Here is a 22,632-nt window from a genome sequence, read left to right as displayed (position 1 = left end):
TCTTAATTAATTTTGTTTCGTTTGTTAGTTTTTATATTTATAACTTCTTGATGATAAAAATATATAAATGATTGATGCTGTTTACTAAAAGGGTTTTTTTTAATTATACAGAATTAGGCATGCACTGGTAAGCAGTATTTATATGGTCTATGATCATTTAAAAATAATAAGAATGTAAGTGTATGTATATTAAGCTCCTTTATGCAGAAGCATAGTCTTAATGGATCCAATAGCACTAGTTGGATTTAGCCCTTTTGGGCACACACTGACGCAATTCATAATGCTATGACAGCGAAATACGCTAAAAGCATCACTAAGATTGTCAAGGCGTTGATCTGTCTCAGTATCACGACTATCAGCAAGAAATCTATAGGCAGCGAGTAAACCTGCAGGGCCGATAAATTTATCTGGATTCCACCAAAAGGACGGACAGGCAGTAGAGCAGCATGCACAGAGTATACATTCATAAAGACCATCTAATTTTTTACGGTCTGCTGGTTTCTGAAGGCGCTCGCTCATAGGTATGTTTGTCTTTGTATTTAATAAATATGGTTTAATTTTTTCATATTGTTGATAGAATTGACTCATGTCTACTATTAAATCACGGATAATTGGTAATAATGGTAATGGTCGAAGAGTAATTTTCTTTTTTTTATTCATTAATAAAGACACTGGAGTAATACATGCTAGACCGTTTTTACCATTGATGTTTAAAGCATCGGATCCACATACTCCTTCACGACAGGAACGTCTAAATGCTAATGTTGGGTCAAGTTCTTTTATAAGCATTAACGCATCTAACAACATTATATCTCGGTTATCTTCTAATTCTATAAAGTAATCCTTCATGTATGGATGATTATCTAGATCTGGGTTGTAACGATAAATAGAAAATTCAAGTTTCATGTTTCGGTGGATTCCTAATACTAAGATTAGTAGATACGCTCTTGAGGTGAAAAGGCTTGGCGTAATTTTGGTTGCATATTTACGTTACGACGTGTCATACGTTGATATTGTGGTAAATATAGAGTATGACAAAGCCAGTTTTTATCATCACGTTTAGGGTAATCCAAGCGACTATGCGCGCCTCGACTCTCAGTTCTATAGTGAGCTGATAAGGCAGTAACATAAGCTGTTTCCATTAAGTTATCTAACTCTAGGCATTCTATGAGCTGAGTATTAAAATGACTAGATGTATCATCTAAGCGAGCATGTTGCAGTCGATCTCGGAGAACCTGTAATTCAGATATACCCCTTTCCATGTCTATGGCTTCTCGAAAAACAGAAAAATTTTTCTGCATACAGCACTGTAGGGCTTTTCGTATTGCGATTGGATTCTCTCCGGTTAAGTTATTACGCCAGCGATTTAGTCGTGTTAAAGAATCCTTCACCTCTTCGTTGTTAGCCTCTAATAATATACCCTGCTCTTGTATTGCATTTTTCATATGCAAACCAACTGCTTTGCCAAAGACTACTAGGTCAAGTAAAGAGTTTCCTCCTAGTCTATTAGCTCCGTGTACTGATACACACGCTACTTCTCCTACTGCAAACAGCCCGGGAATGATAGTATCTTTGCCTAGTTCGTTCACGGTTAACGCCTGTCCTGTAATTTTCGTTGGGATTCCACCCATCATGTAATGACAAGTTGGAATTACTGGGATAGGATCGAGAGCTGGATCAATGTGAGCAAAAGTTCGTGATATTTCCATAATACCAGGAAGACGCGACTCTAATATGTGTTTTGCAAGGTGATTTAGCTTGAGTTTAACATATGGCCCAGAAGGTCCAGTGAAACCACGATTTTCACGAATTTCAATCATAATTGAACGTGCTACTACGTCTCGACTAGCTAAGTCTTTTGCGTTTGGCGCATGACGCTCCATAAAGCGCTCACCATGTTTATTGATTAAATATCCTCCTTCACCTCGGCACGCTTCGGTGACTAAAATACCAACACCAGCAATACCTGTTGGGTGAAATTGCCACATCTCCATGTCTTGTACGGGGACACCTGCACGTAGCGCCATCCCAATACCATCACCAGTATTAATATATGCATTAGTTGTTGAGTGATAAACTCGCCCTGCTCCGCCAGTAGCTAATACTGTCGCGCGTGTTTTAAAATATACTACTTCACTGTTTTCAATGTTTAGCGCAGTACATCCTACTATGTGTCCATGGGCGTTTTTTACTAGATCGATCGCATACCATTCTGAGAAAATAGTGGTTTTATTTTTTAAGTTCTGTTGGTAAAGCGTGTGAAGTAGTGCATGTCCAGTACGGTCTGCTGAGGCAGCGGTACGCGATGCTTGCTTGTCACCAAAGTTTATTGATTGCCCGCCAAATGGGCGCTGATAAATTCGACCGTTATCTAATCGAGAAAATGGTAACCCCATGTGCTCTAATTCTAGAATAGTTTTTGGGCCTGTTTCACACATATATTCAATTGCATCCTGATCACCAATATAATCAGATCCTTTTACAGTATCATACATATGCCACATCCAGTTATCTGCATGCACATTCCCTAACGCTACTGTAATACCTCCTTGCGCAGATACTGTATGAGAGCGCGTTGGAAATACTTTTGATAGTAAGGCGCAAGACATGTTTTCTTGTGTGATTTGTAAAGCTGCTCGCATACCTGCGCCACCTGCACCGATAACAATAGCATCAAATTCTATTATTGATAATTTCATTATGCACTCCAGACAATAATGGTGCCATAAATAGCATATACAAACAATATTATAACTACTGCTAGCTGTAGAAGTATGCGTATAGCTAATATCTTAATATAGTCCGTTAAGACTTGCCACATTCCAATCCAACCATGTACTAATATGGACAACAGCGTTAGACAAGTGAACACTTTAGTAAATGATAATTGAAATAAAGCTTGCCAGGTATTATATGTTATTTTTTCTATCATTAGCAGCATAGCTAGGATGTATGCTATGTAGAAGGTTATAATGATAGAAGTAGCGCGCAAAAGCAACCAGTCATGCAAACCATGACGTCCTAATGCAGTAGCATTGCTCACCATATAAAAACTCCGGATAAAATAGAAAATAGCATACTAATTAAAAGTGAGATTTGTGCAGATAATTTTCCTGCTCTTAAAGTAACACCAAGCAAATCACAATCCATCATCATATGACGAATGCCGCTAAAAGTATGGTACGCTAGCGCGCTCAGAATGCCCCAAAGAATAAATTTAAAAATAAAATTATCCATTACTTTAGATGCCTGCAAGAAACCTTCAGGTGACGCTAAGGATAAACCCAGTAACCATAAAAGCAGTCCGGTCGATAAAAATACGATCACTCCGGATATACGATGCAGGATAGAGGCGATTGCAGTTAAAGGGAAATGTATTGTAGAAAGATCTAAATTAACCGGTCTTGTTTTTTTCACGGCATTCCATCAGCTCTGTCGTATTTATTTTCCGGACCCGAATGAAGAACCCATAACATTCATGTGTAATTATATGACACTAAGAAAACTGAGCTTGCAATTGTTATCATAGTGTTAGTTTAATACGTTGATGTTAAATATCATTCCTCATTGAACAGGTTGCTCCGGTACCGTTAAATTTCTTAAATGTCTAATCTTGGTATAGTGCTTTATTAGTAGAGTGTTCAATTTAGCTAAATAGTATAAATCTAACATAAGATGAATACAAATATAATTAATATCAATATAGTTATTAACTAGTTACTAGTAACTTTCATGCATTCGTTATGTTATAAACGATCTACTATAATATCACTGTTGTTATAAATATAGATTTTAAATTTTCAGATAACAAAGAAAGATCTATAATAACATTTATATATTTTAAGAGATTTCAGATTGCATGCTAAAGTAATTATAGTTAGTGTTTTATAAATAATATTATAGATTATAGATTATATATTATAGAGATTATTATACCAATATGTTTGCTATTGATATGTTGATTCTGTGTCATTAATAATTTTCGTAATGTTTAGATGAACCATCGAGAATAATATAAAGTTATATAATTAAAATTTTATTTCATAGTAATATACATAAGAGTAATAAGTAATATTTTTTAATAGAATTTTTAGGCTTTAAGGAGAGATAAATATTACTTTATTGATTTGATTGTATAGTAAAATTGAATGATCGTTAGTTTTGATAGAATACAGAATAAAATATCACAAGTTCATCCTGAAAATCAGGGGGTTTATTTAAAATATTATAATTTTTAGTAAAGACGCTGATCGAAAATAGGATAATGCTCTGGCATAATGATGCAAATTTATTCTGTTAATTTCAATCATTAATATATATTAAAATATCACAAATATATACCAATATAAGTAGATATAGTGATCGTATTATAGATACAGTTAAGCGTTTTTTACAGACATAAAATTATATAAACCATAATTAAAGATTGGTTATTGGTTGATTCCATTTAAGGGATAACTAAAAGTGGGCGATGTTCTCTTAATAAAGTGCACGCTTATGAATTATTAGGATTAGCTAATTAGGAGGAGATACTACATGGTTAAAAAAACAGCAACGATTATCATTGATGAAAAACCACCTATTGAGTTGGATGTTCTGACAGGAACTTTAGGATATGAAGAAATTGACATTCGAAGTCTTGGTTCTCGAGGATATTTTACCTTTGATCCCGGGTTTACCTCTACTGCATCTTGTGAGTCCAAAATTACCTATATTGATGGTGATCAAGGTATTCTGTTACATCGGGGTTTTCCGATTGATCAATTAGCATTACACTCAAATTATTTAGAGCTTTGTTATATACTTTTATATGGTGAAGTGCCTAGCATAGAACAATTCCAAGATTTTAATGTTTCTATAAATCGACATACTATGTTGCATGAACAGATGCATCATTTATTCCGTGGCTTTGGTCGTGATTCTCATCCCATGGCATTAATGTGTGGTGTTACTGGAGCTTTAGCGGCATTTTATCATGATGCTATGGATGTAAATATTGAATGGCATCGTGAAGTGGCGGCTATTCGTTTATTAGCAAAAATGCCAACTATGGCTGCAATGTGTTACAAATATTCTATTGGTCAGCCTTTTGTTTCTCCCCGCAACGGCTTTTCATATGCAGGGAATATTTTACGAATGATGTTTTCTACGCCTTATGAGGAATATGAAGTCAATCCAATTGTTGAAAGAGCTATGGACCGGATCTTGATTTTACATGCTGATCATGAACAAAATGCGTCGACTTCTACTGTACGAACTGTTGGTTCCTCTGGCGTCAATCCGTTTGCTTGTATTGCAGCAGGGATAGCTTCACTATGGGGCCCAGCTCATGGCGGAGCAAATGAAGCTTGTTTGCTTATGCTAGAAGAGATTGGTAGTGTTGATCATATTCCTGAGTTTTTACGCCGAGCCAAGGATAAAAATGATGCTTTTCGTTTAATGGGTTTTGGGCATAGGGTATATAAAAACTATGATCCAAGAGCTCTTGTTATGCGAGAAACGTGTCATGAAATTCTAAAAGAATTAAGTCTTAAAAAGGATTTAATGCAAGTAGCCATGGAACTAGAGCATATTGCTCTTAATGATCCTTATTTTATTGAGCGAAAACTGTATCCTAACGTTGATTTTTATTCGGGGATTATTCTAAAGGCAATCGGCATTCCCTCTTCTATGTTTACAGTAATTTTTGCGATAGCGCGAACTGTTGGTTGGATTGCACACTGGAAGGAAATGCATGATAATGGGATTAAAATTGCGCGTCCTCGTCAACTTTATACCGGCTATAAGCAACGTGAATTTGTTTCAAAAATTAATAAGTAAGCAATTACTTGGCGTGTTTATATGTATTCAGTTGTTATAAATTGAGTAAATTATCTATTTTAACGATCAAAAATGAGCTAAGAGTGAAAAAATTGCATCAGAAAACTGATAAATTAGTGACTGTTTACGTATTATTATGTACTAAATATTTATTCCGCTTCCTGAGATAAAAACTTAGATGAATTGGTCTGTGAAAGGTCGCTCTAAAAATAAAATCTTATTATAATCTTATTTGTAGATATTAGATATTACTAGTGTCAGTTTTTATAATAGAATTGAGAGTATTAAAATGAATAAAGATTGAATTTTATAATGTATTTGATCAAGGATAAGGTTACATATTGTTTAATTTGAGAAATATAATATTGATGACTTAAATATTGATAACTTAATGAAATCTAGAGTAAAATTCTACGCTAGCGTATTGTATTTTTTATTTTACGCATAACAGTATGGTATCTAAAATACACACCGTACTAATTGGTAAGAGACATATAGTATTAGTATATTATGATGATATTTAATATTAGGTTTGTGATATTAAAGTGTATTTTGAAGAAAAATGTGTATATAAACGGAATATATGTATATAAATATATTTAATACAATAAATATTTAGATTAAGTTCATGCTTTGATTCTGTTTTATGTAAGAATTTGGAATGTATTGGATATTACTTCATGCAAGAAATTATTGATTGTTCATATGGTATTTTTTATAATTCAGAAAATTATTGATATTAGTAAATTTTATTTATAATATATTTAATATGTTTAAAATGTATTTTTGTAATATCTTCTAATGTTTTGGAAGTTATAAAAGATTGTAGATAGAGGTCTTTTAAAGTGCTAAAATTTTGTATATATTAATTATTAATGACATATACACTTTGATGAGATCCTAAGAAAATTATTTTAGCTCAGGATGAATGTTTTTAGTTTTTTAGTATAATTTTTAGAACAACGTTGATCTTGTAAATACGAAAACAATTGATTGATTATTGAAAGAATAAATATATTAACTGAATTGTAATGAACTTTATTCATTTAGCTATTATGATGTAATAAGGTAATACGTCATAGTAGCTAAAGTTATTATTTTTTATATTAAATTGAAAAATTAGGTCAATTTGAAAGCTTATTAGAGGTTTTGTATTATGCATAAAATAAGATTACATTTTGTAAATATATTAATATTAAAAATTATTGAATAGTACAAGTGCCTATTATTTATTATAGGTATTATAGGAAATTATGCTCCATTCTATCATAAAATTAGCATTCGGTATTGAGTATGATGGTACTCATTATTGTGGGTGGCAGCGACAGCGTGAAGCGAATAGCATACAAGAAGAGTTAGAAGGAGCAATAGCAAAAGTTGCCAATCATGTTATTGATGTAGTTTGTGCAGGACGTACAGATTCCGGAGTTCATGCTATTGGGCAAGTGATTCATTTTGAGACTATATCTGAACGTAAAGATATAGCTTGGATAAAAGGTGTTAATTCTCATTTACCAGCGGATATCGTTGTGCGTTGGGTCAAAGTGATGCCATATGCGTTTCATGCGCGCTTTAGCGCTGTTTCGCGTAGTTATCGTTATATAATTTATAACCATCCATATCATCGTCCCGCGATTTTTTCTGGTGGTATGACATATTTTAGTGATTTTTTAGACACTGATAAAATGCAGCGTTCGGCACGATGTTTATTAGGAGAAAATGATTTTACATCGTTTCGTTCTAGTCAGTGCCAATCAAAGAGCCCGAAAAGATATGTGATGGATTTGACTGTAACAAGGCATGGTTTATATGTGCTAATTGATATTCAAGCCAACTCATTTGTCCATCATATGGTGAGAAATATCGTCGGTAGTTTAATAGAGGTTGGGCGTGGTCATCAGTCTGAGAATTGGATTGGTGATATTTTATTGCACAAAAATCGTCAATTAGCTGCCAGGACTGCATATGCTCAAGGGTTGTATTTAATGTTAGTTCGTTATCCTCTTCATTATAAAATTCCTCAATCTTCAAGAGAATCCTTTTTTTAATTCATTTTTTATCATAAATACTTATAAATGAATTATTTTTGTATTAAATAAGATATAATTTAAGAGTGTGTATAATTTATTATTAATTATTAACGTAGTATTAAATAATATTTTATAGATTTTTTGTTTCTAATAAAAAATAAAATAAAAGCACAAACAGGAACTATTATGTGATCTAACTTGTTTCTTTATATATATAGCTTGTATGTATTTTATATGTATCTTGTATGTATTTAATTTTATTTAATCTTATTTTATGTTAGTAAAATAATAAATATTCAATGTTTCTTTCTTTTTTGGTTGTGCATGTCATGATTAAAAACAATATAAAAAATATTCGTCAGAGAATCTTATTAGCGACAGAAAGATGTCAGCGTGATCCGAAAGAAGTGATTGTATTAGCAGTGAGTAAAACTAAAACTACTTCTGATATTAAGCAAGCAATAGCGGTTGGTCAAGATTGTTTTGGTGAAAATTACATACAAGAAGGAGTAGAAAAAATTCAATTTTTAGACAATTCAGATTTGACGTGGCATTTTATTGGTTCAGTTCAATCTAACAAAAGTCGTTTAGTGGCTAAATATTTTGACTGGTGCCAGAGCGTCGATTCTATACATTGTGCTAATCGACTGAATTATCAACGCACCAGTTTTCAAAAGCCGTTAAATATATTGATTCAGATCAATATTAATAATGAGCAAACTAAATCCGGTGTATCTTTAGAAGAGCTGTCAGTATTAGCGGAATATGTATCTCAATTACCATATTTAAAACTACGAGGTTTAATGGCAATTCCAGCACTAAAAGAAACTTATCATCGTCAATTGACAATCTATCAGAAGATGTCAGAGGCATTTCAAGAGTTACGAAATACATATGCTAGCGTTGATACTTTATCTTTAGGTATGAGTTACGATATGGAAGCTGCAATTATAGCAGGTAGCACTATGATACGTATCGGTACTGCAATTTTTGGTAGCCGAATAAAAGAATAAATTAAGTTAGTTTTGTATAAAATATATTAACAAATATTTAACTTCAGGAGCCTCATGCTAGCATTAATTTTTTTAATAACCATTATAATGACAACGTATGTTAAAGTTTTGTTATTGCATATCTGGTTACAGTGGGTAAACTGCGATTGTTATAATCCATTGTCACAGTTAACAATAAAAATCACCAGGCCTATACTTGATCCATTTCGCCGTATTTTTAAATATAGTGGATTATGGGATATAATAGCTTTATTTATAGCATATATTATAAGTACAATATCGGCGCCAATAACATTACAGTTATTTCGTTTAGAGCCTATTTTCTTTTATTTTGGGTTAGTGATATTATTAAAAGCTTGTGGAACTCTGGTGTTTTGGGTGATGATGTCACGATCATTGACTGGTTGGGTTAATTATGGGAACAATGCGATTGATTATGTATTGATACAGTTGACAGAGCCATTAATGATACCGATTCGTCGTTTTATTTCACCTGTCAGTGGTGTTGATTTTTCTATGATGGTAGTTATGATGATACTTTATATGTTAAATTTTCTTGGTGCAGAATATATTCCCGGCTGGATTAATTTCTAAAAATCTAAGTAAAGTTGTATATTTTTTTCTAAAAATAGTGTTGGTTTTTTGTATCATCCTAGCTTCATGATTATGTATAGTGAATGTATTGTATTTATTCAGGTCAGAGGGTAAGCATGCAGTTCAGGTCATGTTTTATGTATTTATGTTAAATGGTTGTGATGACCTAAATTAAAAAAAATATCACTTACCCCTTGAAAGACGCTTGATTTAACCACATCTATATTAATTAGAGGTCGCTTACTGTTTATTGTATAGTTGGCTTTTATCTGAAACTAACAAGGTAGCAAGGTTACTCAAAGGAGAGCTAACAATGAAAATTCGCCCCTTACATGATCGTGTAATAGTTAAGCGTGCAGCAGCTGAATCTAAGTCATCTGGTGGTATTGTATTAACTGGTACTGCGGCAGGAAAATCAACTCGTGGTGAAGTAATGGCAGTTGGTAATGGTCGAGTTCTAGAGAATGGCGAAGTGAGACCTATGGATGTGAAAGTAAGTGATGTAGTTATCTTTAATGAGGGTTATGGTGTTAAGACCGAAAAAATTGATAATGAAGAAGTTTTAATTCTTTCAGAAAGTGATATTCTAGCAGTTGTCGAGGCATAAATAATTAATTACATTATATCTATACATATTTAATGAATATTAATATAATAAGTAATAAGGAAAATATCAAATGGCAGCTAAAGATGTAAAGTTTGGCAATGATGCGCGCGTCAAAATGTTGCGTGGAGTTAATATATTAGCTGATGCAGTAAAAGTAACTTTAGGACCAAAAGGTCGTAATGTTATCCTTGATAAGTCTTTTGGTGCGCCTAATATTACTAAAGACGGTGTATCTGTAGCTCGTGAGATAGAACTGGAAGATAAGTTCGAAAATATGGGCGCTCAGATGGTGAAGGAAGTAGCATCTAAGGCCAATGAAGCTGCTGGTGATGGAACAACTACTGCAACTGTATTAGCTCAGTCTATTGTAAATGAGGGTCTTAAAGCAGTAGCCGCAAGTATGAATCCAATGGATTTAAAACGCGGTATTGATAAAGCCGTTATTGCTGCAGTAGAAGAGTTAAAAAAACTATCAGTTCCGTGCAATGACTATAAAGGTATTGCACAGGTAGGTACTATCTCAGCAAATGCTGATGAAACTGTTGGTGAACTTATTGCAAAAGCAATGGAAAAAGTAGGAAAAGAAGGTGTTATTAGCGTTGAAGAAGGTACCAGCCTTCAAGATGAATTAGCTGTTGTCGAAGGTATGCAGTTTGATCGTGGTTATTTGTCTCCTTACTTTATTAATAAGCCAGATACTGGTTCTGTAGAGTTAGAATCTCCTTTTATTCTACTTGTAGATAAAAAACTTTCTAATATTCGTGAACTTTTACCAACATTGGAATCTGTAGCTAAAGCTGGAAAGTCATTATTAATTATTGCAGAAGATGTTGAAGGTGAAGCGTTAGCAACTTTAGTCGTGAATACCATGCGTGGTATTGTTAAAGTTGCTGCGGTGAAAGCGCCGGGATTTGGAGATCGTCGTAAAGCAATGTTACAAGATATAGCAGTATTGACTGGTGGTACTGTTATTTCAGAAGAGCTCGGAATGGAATTAGAAAAAGCAGTCTTAGAAGATATGGGTCAAGCGAAACGTGTTGTTGTTAGCAAAGACACCACAACAATTATTGATGGAAGAGGTAAAGAATCAGCTATCTCTGGTCGTGTAACTCAAATTCGTCAACAGATAGAAGAAGCAACTTCAGATTATGATCGTGAAAAACTACAAGAGCGTGTAGCAAAATTAGCAGGTGGTGTGGCTGTGGTCAAAGTAGGCGCAGCAACTGAAGTTGAAATGAAAGAGAAAAAAGCACGTGTTGAGGATGCTTTAAATGCTACTCGTGCTGCTGTTGATGAAGGTGTGGTGGCTGGTGGCGGTGTAGCTTTAGTTAGAGTGGCTGCATTACTTTCAAACTTGCGTGGTCAAAATGAAGATCAAAACGTAGGAATTAAAGTAGCTTTACGTGCGATGGAATCTCCAATGCGTCAGATTGTTTCTAATGCGGGCGCAGAGGCTTCTGTCGTGACTAATACTGTAAAATTAGGCGAAGGTAATTACGGTTATAATGCTCAAACTGAAGAGTATGGGGATATGATCGGATTTGGTATTCTTGATCCAACTAAAGTGACTCGATCTGCGTTGCAGTACGCATCTTCTGTTGCTGGATTGATGATTACTACTGAATGTATGGTAACAGATTTACCTAAAGGCGACACACCTGATGTGGGTGCAGCTGCTAATAGTGGTATGGGCGGTGGTATGGGCGGCATGATGTAATGTCGTTTGATTGACTACGCCCCCTACTAAAATGTAGGGGGCGTTAATAATATCATGTAAAAGAAGTTTGTTTTTATGTATTGGGAATACTCTAATAAATATTGTAACAGATTTTTTATTTTTTTTAAAAAGGTAAAATTTTATAAAAAGAAGTTGACTTGAAAAAATAAAGGTGTATATTATATTCATTGACAGAGAATGTTTTAAAGTATAACAATTTTCTGTTGTTCTTTAACAATTTATCAGAAAATCTGTGTGGGCACTCAAAGGATGTTTATCAGCACCGCAAGGTGTTAAGATATATAAAGTCTTAAGAGCGAACTACTAATATATAGTATTTAGTATTAAATGAGTATGATTAATTAATTCTTTATATTAATATTTTTAGTATTTACCATATAATTATATTTTAGTTAGTATATTAGATATATTTATTTTGATATATTTATAATATGCTTTTTATTATATTTTTATAGTGTTTGATATATTCTTAATATATTGTTCAAACTTAAGTATTACTGGAGTTTATTCTTTAGTAATTCAAACTGAATTTAATTGAAGAGTTTGATCATGGCTCAGATTGAACGCTGGCGGCAGGCCTAACACATGCAAGTCGAACGGTAGCGAAAAGAAGCTTGCTTCTTTGGCGACGAGTGGCGAACGGGTGAGTAATATCTGGGAAACTGCCTGATGGAGGGGGATAACCATTGGAAACGGTGGCTAATACCGCATAATGTCTTCTGACCAAAGTGGGGGATCATTCGACCTCACGCCATCAGATGTGCCCAGATGGGATTAGCTTATAGGTGAGGTAATGGCTCACCTAGGCAACGATCTCTAGCTGGTCTGAGAGGATGACCAGCCACACTGGAACTGAGACACGGTCCAGACTCCTGCGGGAGGCAGCAGTGGGGAATATTGCACAATGGGCGAAAGCCTGATGCAGCCATGCCGCGTGTATGAAGAAGGCCTTCGGGTTGTAAAGTACTTTCAGCGGGAAAGAAATAAATAGAGTTAATAACTTTAATTATTGACGTTACCCGCAAAAGAAGCACCGGCTAACTCCGTGCCAGCAGCCGCGGTAATACGGAGGGTGCGAGCGTTAATCGGAATTACTGGGCGTAAAGGGCACGCAGGCGGACTGTCAAGTCGGATGTGAAATCCCCGGGCTTAACCTGGGAACTGCATTCGAAACTGGTAGACTAGAGTTTCGTAGAGGGGGGTAGAATTCTAGGTGTAGCGGTGAAATGCGTAGAGATCTGGAGGAATACCGATGGCGAAGGCGTCCCCCTGGACGAAAACTGACGCTCAGGTGCGAAAGCGTGGGGAGCAAACAGGATTAGATACCCTGGTAGTCCATGCCGTAAACAATGTCGACTTGGAGGTTGCTCCCGAGTGGAGTGGCTTCCGTAGCTAACGCGTTAAGTCGACCGCCTGGGGAGTACGGCCGCAAGGTTAAAACTCAAATGAATTGACGGGGGCCCGCACAAGCGGTGGAGCATGTGGTTTAATTCGATGCAACGCGAAAAACCTTACCTAACCTTGACATCCATGGAATTTTATAGAAATATGAAAGTGCCTTAGGGAACCGTGAGACAGGTGCTGCATGGCTGTCGTCAGCTCGTGTTGTGAAATGTTGGGTTAAGTCCCGCAACGAGCGCAACCCTTATCCTTTTTTGCCATCGATTCGGTCGGGAACTCAAAGGAGACTGCCGGTGATAAACTGGAGGAAGGTGGGGATGACGTCAAGTCATCATGGCCCTTATGGTTAGGGCTACACACGTGCTACAATGGTGTATACAAAGAGAAGCTACCTCGCGAGAGCAAGCGGACCTCATAAAATACATCGTAGTCCGGATCGGAGTCTGCAACTCGACTCCGTGAAGTCGGAATCGCTAGTAATCGTGGATTAGAATGCCACGGTGAATACGTTCCCGGGCCTTGTACACACCGCCCGTCACACCATGGGAGTGGATTGCAAAAGAAGTAGGTAGCTTAACTTTCGAGAGGGCGCTTACCACTTTGTGGTTCATGACTGGGGTGAAGTCGTAACAAGGTAACCGTAGGGGAACCTGCGGTTGGATCACCTCCTTAACTTAATGATAGCATCTTGAAAAGTGTCCACACAGATTTTTTGATGAATGGAATAATAAACAAGCAAAATCTTTGTAGGCTTGTAGCTCAGGCGGTTAGAGCGCACCCCTGATAAGGGTGAGGTCGGTGGTTCAAGTCCACTCAGGCCTACCAAATTTTATAAATTTTACTGTTAGATTACACTAAACAGTTTATGGTTCGTGATTAAATCGAAAATTGCCTGAGCATAATCGGTAGGATGTAATATAATAAAATATTTTATTTATTTTTATGGGGTTATAGCTCAGCTGGGAGAGCGCCTGCTTTGCACGCAGGGGGTCAGCGGTTCGATCCCGCTTAACTCCACCATGTGGTTTAATTATAATATATAAAATATAAGTTGTAAAAAACGATATTATATACTATACTAATACTGAAATAGTTTAGTATATAAATTATATTTATAGTTTATATAATATATAAAATATTTATTAACATAATTTTATTTTAGTTGCTCTTTAAAAATTTGAAATAAGCTGAAAAATTATTTATTTATTTAAAATGGTAATGAGTTAAGACGCTTGTGGGTTGTAAGGTTAAGTAACAAAGCGTACACGGTGGATGCCTAGGCAGTCAGAGGCGATGAAGGGCGTGCTAATCTGCGAAAAGCGTCGGGAAGGTGATATGAACCGCTATAGCCGACGATACCCGAATGGGGAAACCTGATACAATTTATTGTATCATCATGTTATAAATTCATAGTGACATGAGGCGAACCGGGGGAACTGAAACATCTAAGTACCTCGAGGAAAAGAAATCAATTGAGATTCCCTAAGTAGCGGCGAGCGAATCGGGAAATAGCCCAGAACCATCATCAGTGATCGAATTAGCAGAAGTAACTGGAAAGTTACACAATAAAGGGTGATAGTCCCGTACGCAAAAATACGATAATTGTGAGTTCGAAGAGTAGGGCGGGACACGTGATATCCTGTTTGAATATGGGGGGACCATCCTCTAAGGCTAAATACTACTGACTGACCGATAGTGAACCAGTACCGTGAGGGAAAGGCGAAAAGAACCCCGATGAGGGGAGTGAAAAGAACCTGAAACCGTGTACGTACAAGCAGTAGAAGCATGTTTATGTGACTGCGTACCTTTTGTATAATGGGTCAGCGACTTGTATTTTGTAGCAAGGTTAACCGAATAGGGGAGCCGCAGGGAAACCGAGTCTTAAATGGGCGAGAGTTGCAGGATACAGACCCGAAACCCGGTGATCTAGCCACGGGCAGGTTGAAGGTTAGGTAACACTAACTGGAGGACCGAACCGACTAATGTTGAAAAATTAGCGGATGACCTATGGTTAGGGGTGAAAGGCCAATCAAACCGGGAGATAGCTGGTTCTCCCCGAAAGCTATTTAGGTAGCGCCTTGTAATCTCATCTTCGGGGGTAGAGCTCTGTTTTGGTTAGGGGGCCATACCGGCTTGCCAAGTCAATGCAAACTACGAATACCGAAGAATGTAATTACAGGAGACACACGGCGGGTGCTAACGTCCGTCGTGAAGAGGGAAACAACCCAGACCGCCAGCTAAGGTCCCAAAGTCATAGTTAAGTGGGAAACGATGTGAGAAGGCTCAGACAGCCAGGATGTTGGCTTAGAAGCAGCCATCATTTAAAGAAAGCGTAAAAGCTCACTGGTCGAGTCGGCTTGCGCGGAAGATGTAACGGGGCTTAAACTATGCACCGAAGCTGCGGCATCGAACGCATCACTGAAAATTTATTTATTATAATATACTTTCAGTGATGCGTTCGATGGGTAGGGGAGCGTTCTGTAAATCGTTGAAGGCATATTGTGAAGTATGTTGGAGATATCAGAAGTGCGAATGCTGACATGAGTAACGATAAAGCGGGTGAAATGCCCGCTCGCCGAAAGACTAAGGGTTCCTGTCCAACGTTAATCGAGGCAGGGTTAGTCGACACCTAAGGTGAGGTCGAAAGGCGTAATCGATGGACAACAGGTTAATATTCCTGTACCAACTATGACTGCAAAGGGGGGACGGAGAAGGCTATGTTAGCCAGGCGTTGGTTGTCCTGGTTTAAGCATGTAAGCTGAGTGTTAGACAAATCCTTTCACTCATATAGGTTGAGGTGTAATGACGAAGCGCTAAGGCGTTGAAGTAACAAATGCCATGCTTCCAGGAAAAGCCTCTAAGCATCAGGTCATAGTTGATCGTACTCCAAACCGACACAGGTGGTCAGGTAGAGCATACCTAGGCGCTTGAGAGAACCCGGGTGAAGGAACTAGGCAAAATGGTGCCGTAACTTCGGGAGAAGGCACGCTGACGTTAAGGTAAAGCGACATGCTCGTGGAGCTAAAGTCAGTCGAAGAAACCAGCTAGCTGCAACTGTTTATTAAAAACACAGCACTGTGCAAACACGAAAGTGGACGTATACGGTGTGACGCCTGCCCGGTGCCGGAAGGTTAATTGATGGGGTTATCTGTAAAGAGAAGCTCTTGATCGAAGCCCCGGTAAACGGCGGCCGTAACTATAACGGTCCTAAGGTAGCGAAATTCCTTGTCGGGTAAGTTCCGACCTGCACGAATGGCGTAATGATGGCTAGGCTGTCTCCACCCGGGACTCAGTGAAATTGAAATCGCTGTGAAGATGCAGTGTACCCGCGGCAAGACGGAAAGACCCCGTGAACCTTTACTATAGCTTGACACTGAATACTGATTGTTAATGTGTAGGATAGGTGGGAGGCTATGAAACGAAAACGCTAGTTATCGCGGAGCCAATCTTGAAATACCACCCTTTAAGTTTTATTATTCTAACCTAGCACCGTTAACCGGTGTGGGGACAGTGTCTGGTGGGTAGTTTGACTGGGGCGGTCTCCTCCTAAAGAGTAACGGAGGAGCACTAAGGTCAGCTAATCACGGTCGGATATCGTGAGGTTAGTGCAATGGCATAAGCTGGCTTAACTGTGAGAGTGACGATTCGAGCAGGTGCGAAAGCAGGTCATAATGATCCGGTGGTTCTGTATGGAAGGGCCATCGCTCAACGAATAAAAGGTACTCCGGGGATAACAGGCTGATACCGCCCAAGAGTTCATATCGACGGCGGTGTTTGGCACCTCGATGTCGGCTCATCACATCCCGGGGCTGAAGCAGGTCCCAAGGGTACGGTTGTTCGCCGTTTAAAGTGGTACGCGAGCTGGGTTTAGAACGTCGTGAGACAGTTCGGTCCCTATCTGCCGTGGGCGTTGGAAAATTGAGAGGGGTTGCCCCTAGTACGAGAGGACCGGGGTGAACGTACCTCTGGTGTTCGGGTTGTCATGCCAATGGCATTGTCCGGTAGCTAAGTACGGAAAAGATAAGCGCTGAAAGCATATAAGTGCGAAACTTGCCTCAAGATGAGTTTTCCCAGACTCTTAAAGAGTCCTAAAGGGACGTTGAAGACTACGACGTTGATAGGTCGGGTGTGTAAGCATAGTAATATGTTGAGCTAACCGATACTAATGACCCGTGAGGCTTAACCTTACAACACCAGAAGCGTTTTTAAATACCGAAAGATACAATGTAATAAATTCAGCTTGTCGTAAATAGTTTATTTCTAAAAAACGAACTATATAAAAAGTATAAGAATCTTGTCTAGCGGCCATAACGCGGTGGCCCCACCTGATCCCATGCCGAACTCAGAAGTGAAACGCCGTAGTGCCGATGGTAGTGTGGGGTCTCCCCATGTGAGAGTAGGGAACTGCTAGGCATCAAATTTAAAATAAAAAACCATCAAGTTTTTAAAAACTTGATGGTTTTTTATTTTAAAGAAGTATCTCAATAAGATAACAATACAAATGATTAACGCAGCCAGTTTGGTATATTTATCATGCCTTGGGTATTTTTCAATAGATAAGACTTAATACCTGGAAGTTTATTAACCATTGTGAGTAAATTATCATGTAAAATTTTTTTTCCTAAATTGTCACCCATAAATGTTCTATAGTAAACTTCTGTGCTAAGTAATGTCTGAAATGTATTATGTTTTCGTCGTCTCTCATAACGACGCAAGTTCTGATATTGACCAATATCTTTTCCTTGACGGTGTAGATGACGAATCTCACCAATAAGTTCAGCTGCATCCATCAGGCCGAGATTTAAACTTTGGTCTAATAAAGGGTGCATAGTATGTGCAGAGTGACCGACTAAAACTAATCGGTTAAAAATTAATTTATGTGCGTAACATCCTTGTAATGGTAGAACCTGACGTGCACCTTCTGCATGGCATACCCCAAGTTTAACATCAAAATTCACTGATAGTTTTTCATTGAATAGTATTTTGGATGTACCTGCTAAATATTCAGCCTTTTTTGGTGAAAGAGACCATATAATAGCGCCTAAATGAGGATCTCTAAGAGGAAGAAAAGCAAGAATACTATTGGTATGGAATACCTGATAAGCTGTTTCTTCATGAGGTATCTCTGTGTGAACATTAGCAATAAGTATATGATGTTTGTAATTCCAAGATAATAAAGGGATGTTAACATATTGGTGAAGCGATGAATATGCTCCGTCTGCTGCGATTATAAGACTAGTGGAAATTATAATATTTTCTTTAAAAGAAAGTAGCGCCTTTTCATTCTTAAAAGAAACCCCTGTTACTTTTTCTGAGATGAGAATTGTCACATTATTTAGGTTTCTTACATGTTGCCATAGTAGATTATGTACCTTTTGGTTTTCAATGACATATCCTAACGGATGTGAAGGATTTTTTTTTAAAGCTTCACCAAAGGTGATATATCCAGAACTATCTCGTTCCCAGATGTCCATACGATAGAACGTACTAGTATTGATATTTAATATATTACTCCATATGCCAAAGTGTTGAAATAAGAGTTGACTGGCTGGATTTAGCACTGAAAAATGTTTTGTAGTGGGAGATATAATCTCTGTATCTAAACAGGTCTGTATTAAATCTGATTTGATGATCAGTACTTGAAGGCCTAGACCTTGTAAACCACAGGCTACTGATAATCCAATAATTCCAGCTCCAAAAATAACTATATCATAATGATCCATAATTTCTTCTCTTAATTTTTTAACCGACCTAAAGTCCATTGAGCAATTATATTTCGTAGCTGTGGTATATGATCTATTATTGCCATTCCAACCATACGTCCAATTACTAGTACCGTTGTCCGGTTAGAAAATATATTAATTAGCCCATCAGTAATCGCAATAGTTTTTTGTACATCTAGTTTTCGCAATTTCTGATAGTATTGCAAGGATCTGCTGTCCCCTTCATCTCTTTCATTTTTCCAGGCAATTTTTAGGGTATCTATTAATGACATAATATCACGGATACCAAGGTTAAAACCTTGTCCAGCAACAGGATGTAAGGTTTGCGCAGCATCGCCAATTAAAATTAGGCGATGAGATACATTTTGACCGGCAATTTGTAATTTTAATGGATAAATTTTCCTTTCTCCAGTATTTACAAGATACCCTAGACGCCAACCAAATATTTTTTGTAGTTGAATAAGAAATTCTTGATCACTTGTATGATACATTGCTTGTGCATTTGATATGGATTGACACCAGACAAGTGCACTGCGTCCATTTCTTATTGGCAGCATAGCAAGCGGTCCATCAGTAGTGAATCGTTCAAAAGCCCATCCGTTATGTGCTAATTGTGTAGAAATAGTAGCTACAATTGCTATTTGTGGATACTGAATGTAATATTTTTTAATTCCGCAAATTTTAGCAATATCAGACGATGCTCCATCAGCAGCCACTAATAGAGTACCGTAAAGTTTTCTATTATCATCTAGGATAACATGTACAAAATCTTTTGTACGTTCGACATAGGAAATCTTGTTTGGACAATATAGGGAAATACCAGGTGCAGCTTTAAGGCGAATTAACAATCTTTTTAGTGCACTCTTTAGTTCTATAACATATCCTAATGAAGAAACATTGTAGTCTGTTGCGTTTAAAACAATAGAACTAGGTAGACCACGATCACTAATATGAATATTAGTAATTTTTGTAGCAATTGGTTCAAGATATGACCAAATATTAAGAGCGGATAATTTTTTGCAAGTCTCCGCAGATAGCGCGATGCTATGTCCGGGATCATCTGAAGAAAAACGCATATCAAGGTCTGATGTTTCTATTAGATCTACTAATTGTTTGCCTTGAGTTTCATGAGAAATAGCTAGCGCTAATGTGATTCCAATTATTCCTCCTCCAGCGATAATAATGCTCATGATTTTTTTTTATTCATCATTAAAGTTTCGATTTTTGTGATATTTTTTTCCGCAAGAATAGTTAGATTTTCATTACCATCTTTTGTAATAAGAATAGTATCTTCAATACGAATACCAATACCGAGATATTCCTTAGGTACGCTCGCATCAGGAGCAATATAGATACCTGGTTCAACCGTAAGAACCATACCAGGTTCTAATACACGATCATAGTTTTGACCATAACTACCTACATCATGTACATCTAAACCTAGCCAATGACTCAGTTTATGCATAAAAAACTGATGAACAGCATTTTCCTCAATCAAAGTCTCCAAATTACCATGTAGAATATTTAGTTGCATAAGACGTTTTGTGATCATGTATGTTACTTTTTTGGTAACTTGAAAAATAGTAGTACCAGGCGTATATAGTGCTAGTCCTAAATTTATAGCATCTAATACAATACTATAAATAGCGCGCTGAGGAACACTAAATATTCCATTTACTGGAATAGTTCTGGTTATATCTCCCGCGTAGCCTTGTAATTCACAACCAGCATCCATGAGCACCAACTCTCCAGATTTAATTTTTTTTGTATTATTATTATAATGCAAAATACAGGCGTTTGTCCCGGAGCCAATAATTGTATTATATGACGTAAACCGCGCGCCGTTTTTATTAAATTCATATTGCATTTCACCTTCTAGCTGATACTCATACATATCTGGAACCAAGCAGGCAATAGCGCGTTGATGACCTAAGGCGCTAATATGTCCTGCTTCTCGTAATAGACCCTGTTCTGCTTTAGATTTAATTAGACGAAGCTCGTGCACCCATGGGCGCCAATCAGCTACTATACTAGGTGAAGAACAATGCTGTAATAAACCGTTTTGCAGTTTATGTAATATACTCGAAACAATGGTATCCGAAACTTTATCCTGTCCCTGTGCATGGTAGATAATTCTTAAACCATTTAAAAAGTAGCATATATTATTGCTAATAGTATCCCATGGAAAAGAATAATCGACTGCTAATTGAGAAGGTGCAGCGTCTTGGCCTAAGCAAGGCCCCAGCCAAGTCTTGGTCTGTAAGGTTGGTCTGCGATTAAAGAGGACACTATAATCTTGATAAGTTGTGATTTTTATTAATAATAAAGCGGCTTCTGGTTCATTAAGGCCAGTAAAATACCAAAAGTCACTATTTTGTCGATAAGGGTACGCGTTATCCTTATTTCTCATAATTACTGGTGCAGCAAAAAATAATGCTCCACTAGACGGTGCCATTTTAGATAATAGTGCCTGACGACGATATAAAAATTCTTTTTTAGTTATGCTGGATTCTAAAGACATATTGAAAGAGGTTTATTAACAGAAGATAATATTAGTAAAGTTATATATCGTATTCTAATTGAACGCGATTGTTCAATGATGAAGTTAAAATACAAAATAGTCAGTTTTTCATTATAGATTAACACACTTATAATTAACTATAGATCACATTTTAGTTTTAATCAAAAACTAAAATGATGTACATAATATAAAGTAGTAACATGAACAGTTATTAAACTAATATTAGAACCTCGAGATAGCAAATGCAAATATTGTATAACCATTTTAATAGAAAAATTGATTTTTTAAAAAAAATATTATAAATATGACTTATTCTAAGCATGTAATTACCTTTAGTTTAAAACTGTAGTTAGGTAGAAGGGAACTAGTCAATATCTTCTATATAAATTATATTGAGACTATATTAAATAGTTTTGTTTATTATTATGGGTCAGATGTATCTATTATACATCATCTTAATTGGAATATAGGATAAAAATACGCCTATTAGAATAATTAACAGATTTATTGTCTGTTTTTGTCATAGAAAGATATTTAATTATAAAATATAATGTTAAAATTAGGGTCTTCCAGAAACTGGAAGAAGCATATAAGATTAAATATTATATTTAAAAACTTAATAGATAGATAGTAAGACATAAATCTTTGATCATGCGGTCATTCTTGGTATGATAATTTATAAGGAATTAATATATAATATTATAGGTATTTTTATCAAAGTAGAGCAGTATAATATGCATGATTGTATATAAACCTTAATGTGTAATATAAAACATTATGTTTATTTATTATTTTATTAAAGATTTCTGACATTTTATCCTAAATAATTCGATAAGATATAAGCCATAGAAAATATCATATTTTAATATTATATTATAATATAATTATTGATAATATTTAAATTTTGTTTAATTGTTGATGTTGTTTTTTCTAATAATAACAGTTTTATTTTTATATATAGGATAATTAGAATGGTTATTTTTAATTCAATAGCTAAGATTAAAAGCTTATAAAGCATATTTTATATCATAAAACAGAAGATATATAAAACATTTATAATTTTATATTATTATAAATATAGTTATATTGAGTAATATAAAAATTACCTATAAGATTAATAATGTATTATTGTTAGTTTAGTTCATTGTTGTTTTATAAAACAATGTAAACTATTTCCGTTAGGTT

At 36.1% G+C, this 22,632-nt stretch carries 13 protein-coding genes, 2 tRNA genes and 3 rRNA genes; 11 read left to right on the top strand and 7 right to left on the bottom strand.

All coding sequences use genetic code 11. The features are described from left to right. Positions 1 to 189: 189 nt before the first annotated feature. Genes ERCIPSPA2889_RS03230 through sdhC form a run of 4 tightly spaced genes read right to left on the bottom strand, consistent with a single transcriptional unit; the run spans position 190 to position 3,417 of the window. Complete coding sequence (locus ERCIPSPA2889_RS03230; protein WP_157989387.1) at positions 190 to 906, bottom strand: succinate dehydrogenase iron-sulfur subunit; 717 nt, start codon at positions 904 to 906, stop codon at positions 190 to 192. Between the two features lie 26 nt (positions 907 to 932). Continuing rightward, a complete protein-coding gene (gene sdhA, locus ERCIPSPA2889_RS03225) occupies positions 933 to 2,699 on the bottom strand; it encodes a succinate dehydrogenase flavoprotein subunit (RefSeq protein WP_157989386.1) in 1,767 nt (588 codons plus the stop codon). Continuing rightward, complete coding sequence (sdhD, locus tag ERCIPSPA2889_RS03220; protein ID WP_157989385.1) at positions 2,699 to 3,046, bottom strand: succinate dehydrogenase, hydrophobic membrane anchor protein; 348 nt, start codon at positions 3,044 to 3,046, stop codon at positions 2,699 to 2,701. The genes sdhA and sdhD overlap by 1 nt, the downstream gene beginning before the upstream one ends. Continuing rightward, positions 3,040 to 3,417, bottom strand: coding sequence for a succinate dehydrogenase cytochrome b556 subunit (gene sdhC / locus ERCIPSPA2889_RS03215; RefSeq protein ID WP_157989384.1), 378 nt, complete (start codon positions 3,415 to 3,417; stop codon positions 3,040 to 3,042). Before sdhC ends, sdhD begins: the two co-directional genes overlap by 7 nt. A gap of 1,119 nt (positions 3,418 to 4,536) precedes the next feature. Between sdhC and ERCIPSPA2889_RS03210 the strand changes: the two genes are divergently transcribed. From ERCIPSPA2889_RS03210 to rrf, 11 genes are all read left to right on the top strand, one after another. After that, positions 4,537 to 5,820 carry a citrate synthase gene (locus tag ERCIPSPA2889_RS03210; RefSeq protein ID WP_157989383.1) on the top strand — a complete coding sequence of 428 codons (1,284 nt, stop codon included), beginning with the start codon at positions 4,537 to 4,539 and terminating at the stop codon, positions 5,818 to 5,820. A gap of 1,253 nt (positions 5,821 to 7,073) precedes the next feature. Then, entirely contained in the window at positions 7,074 to 7,868 is a 795-nt protein-coding gene (truA, locus tag ERCIPSPA2889_RS03205; RefSeq protein WP_157989382.1) for a tRNA pseudouridine(38-40) synthase TruA, read from the top strand. A 311-nt stretch (positions 7,869 to 8,179) separates the two neighbouring features. Beyond that, entirely contained in the window at positions 8,180 to 8,863 is a 684-nt protein-coding gene (locus ERCIPSPA2889_RS03200; protein ID WP_157989381.1) for a YggS family pyridoxal phosphate-dependent enzyme, read from the top strand. 54 nt (positions 8,864 to 8,917) lie between these two features. Next, positions 8,918 to 9,457, top strand: a complete 540-nt coding sequence (locus tag ERCIPSPA2889_RS03195; RefSeq protein WP_157989380.1) for a YggT family protein — start codon at positions 8,918 to 8,920, stop codon at positions 9,455 to 9,457. A gap of 313 nt (positions 9,458 to 9,770) precedes the next feature. Next, complete coding sequence (locus tag ERCIPSPA2889_RS03190; RefSeq protein WP_157989379.1) at positions 9,771 to 10,064, top strand: co-chaperone GroES; 294 nt, start codon at positions 9,771 to 9,773, stop codon at positions 10,062 to 10,064. A 70-nt stretch (positions 10,065 to 10,134) separates the two neighbouring features. Next, positions 10,135 to 11,781, top strand: a complete 1,647-nt coding sequence (groL, locus tag ERCIPSPA2889_RS03185) for a chaperonin GroEL (protein WP_157989378.1) — start codon at positions 10,135 to 10,137, stop codon at positions 11,779 to 11,781. Positions 11,782 to 12,333: 552 nt separating this feature from the next. Beyond that, positions 12,334 to 13,875: ribosomal RNA gene (locus ERCIPSPA2889_RS03180) — 16S ribosomal RNA — on the top strand. A gap of 76 nt (positions 13,876 to 13,951) precedes the next feature. Then, a tRNA-Ile gene (locus ERCIPSPA2889_RS03175) sits at positions 13,952 to 14,028 on the top strand. A gap of 119 nt (positions 14,029 to 14,147) precedes the next feature. After that, positions 14,148 to 14,223, top strand: a tRNA-Ala gene (locus ERCIPSPA2889_RS03170). Between the two features lie 225 nt (positions 14,224 to 14,448). Next, positions 14,449 to 17,390: ribosomal RNA gene (locus ERCIPSPA2889_RS03165) — 23S ribosomal RNA — on the top strand. 110 nt (positions 17,391 to 17,500) lie between these two features. Beyond that, positions 17,501 to 17,616, top strand: a 5S ribosomal RNA gene (gene rrf / locus ERCIPSPA2889_RS03160). Together the 16S, 23S and 5S rRNA genes with 2 tRNA genes alongside form the textbook arrangement of a ribosomal RNA operon. A gap of 92 nt (positions 17,617 to 17,708) precedes the next feature. On the opposite strand, the gene ERCIPSPA2889_RS03155 is transcribed toward rrf, so the two are convergent. Genes ERCIPSPA2889_RS03155 through pepP form a run of 3 tightly spaced genes read right to left on the bottom strand, consistent with a single transcriptional unit; the run spans position 17,709 to position 21,429 of the window. After that, the gene (locus tag ERCIPSPA2889_RS03155; RefSeq protein ID WP_157989377.1) at positions 17,709 to 18,926 is read right to left on the bottom strand and encodes an FAD-dependent monooxygenase; all 1,218 of its coding nucleotides are present in this window, start codon (positions 18,924 to 18,926) and stop codon (positions 17,709 to 17,711) included. Between the two features lie 11 nt (positions 18,927 to 18,937). Beyond that, positions 18,938 to 20,116 carry a 2-octaprenyl-6-methoxyphenyl hydroxylase gene (ubiH, locus tag ERCIPSPA2889_RS03150; protein WP_157989376.1) on the bottom strand — a complete coding sequence of 393 codons (1,179 nt, stop codon included), beginning with the start codon at positions 20,114 to 20,116 and terminating at the stop codon, positions 18,938 to 18,940. Continuing rightward, positions 20,113 to 21,429, bottom strand: coding sequence for a Xaa-Pro aminopeptidase (pepP, locus tag ERCIPSPA2889_RS03145; RefSeq protein WP_157989447.1), 1,317 nt, complete (start codon positions 21,427 to 21,429; stop codon positions 20,113 to 20,115). Before pepP ends, ubiH begins: the two co-directional genes overlap by 4 nt. Positions 21,430 to 22,632 lie beyond the last annotated feature (1,203 nt).

The organism is Candidatus Erwinia haradaeae, from assembly GCF_900698985.1.
GTDB lineage: Bacteria > Pseudomonadota > Gammaproteobacteria > Enterobacterales > Enterobacteriaceae > Erwinia_E > Erwinia_E haradaeae_B.
This window is presented reverse-complemented; position numbering and strand designations above follow the sequence as displayed.

Excerpts from the sequence above, each read along its gene's own strand:
- ERCIPSPA2889_RS03195 (WP_157989380.1), top strand. The coding sequence starts at position 8,918 with ATGCTAGCATTAATTTTTTTAATAACCATTATAATGACAACGTATGTT.
- ERCIPSPA2889_RS03190 (WP_157989379.1), top strand. The coding sequence starts at position 9,771 with ATGAAAATTCGCCCCTTACATGATCGTGTAATAGTTAAGCGTGCAGCA.
- ERCIPSPA2889_RS03230 (WP_157989387.1), bottom strand. The coding sequence starts at position 906 with ATGAAACTTGAATTTTCTATTTATCGTTACAACCCAGATCTAGATAAT.
- sdhD (WP_157989385.1), bottom strand. The coding sequence starts at position 3,046 with ATGGTGAGCAATGCTACTGCATTAGGACGTCATGGTTTGCATGACTGG.
- sdhA (WP_157989386.1), bottom strand. The coding sequence starts at position 2,699 with ATGAAATTATCAATAATAGAATTTGATGCTATTGTTATCGGTGCAGGT.
- truA (WP_157989382.1), top strand. The coding sequence starts at position 7,074 with ATGCTCCATTCTATCATAAAATTAGCATTCGGTATTGAGTATGATGGT.
- ubiH (WP_157989376.1), bottom strand. The coding sequence starts at position 20,116 with ATGAGCATTATTATCGCTGGAGGAGGAATAATTGGAATCACATTAGCG.
- groL (WP_157989378.1), top strand. The coding sequence starts at position 10,135 with ATGGCAGCTAAAGATGTAAAGTTTGGCAATGATGCGCGCGTCAAAATG.
- ERCIPSPA2889_RS03200 (WP_157989381.1), top strand. The coding sequence starts at position 8,180 with ATGATTAAAAACAATATAAAAAATATTCGTCAGAGAATCTTATTAGCG.
- ERCIPSPA2889_RS03210 (WP_157989383.1), top strand. The coding sequence starts at position 4,537 with ATGGTTAAAAAAACAGCAACGATTATCATTGATGAAAAACCACCTATT.
- ERCIPSPA2889_RS03155 (WP_157989377.1), bottom strand. The coding sequence starts at position 18,926 with ATGGATCATTATGATATAGTTATTTTTGGAGCTGGAATTATTGGATTA.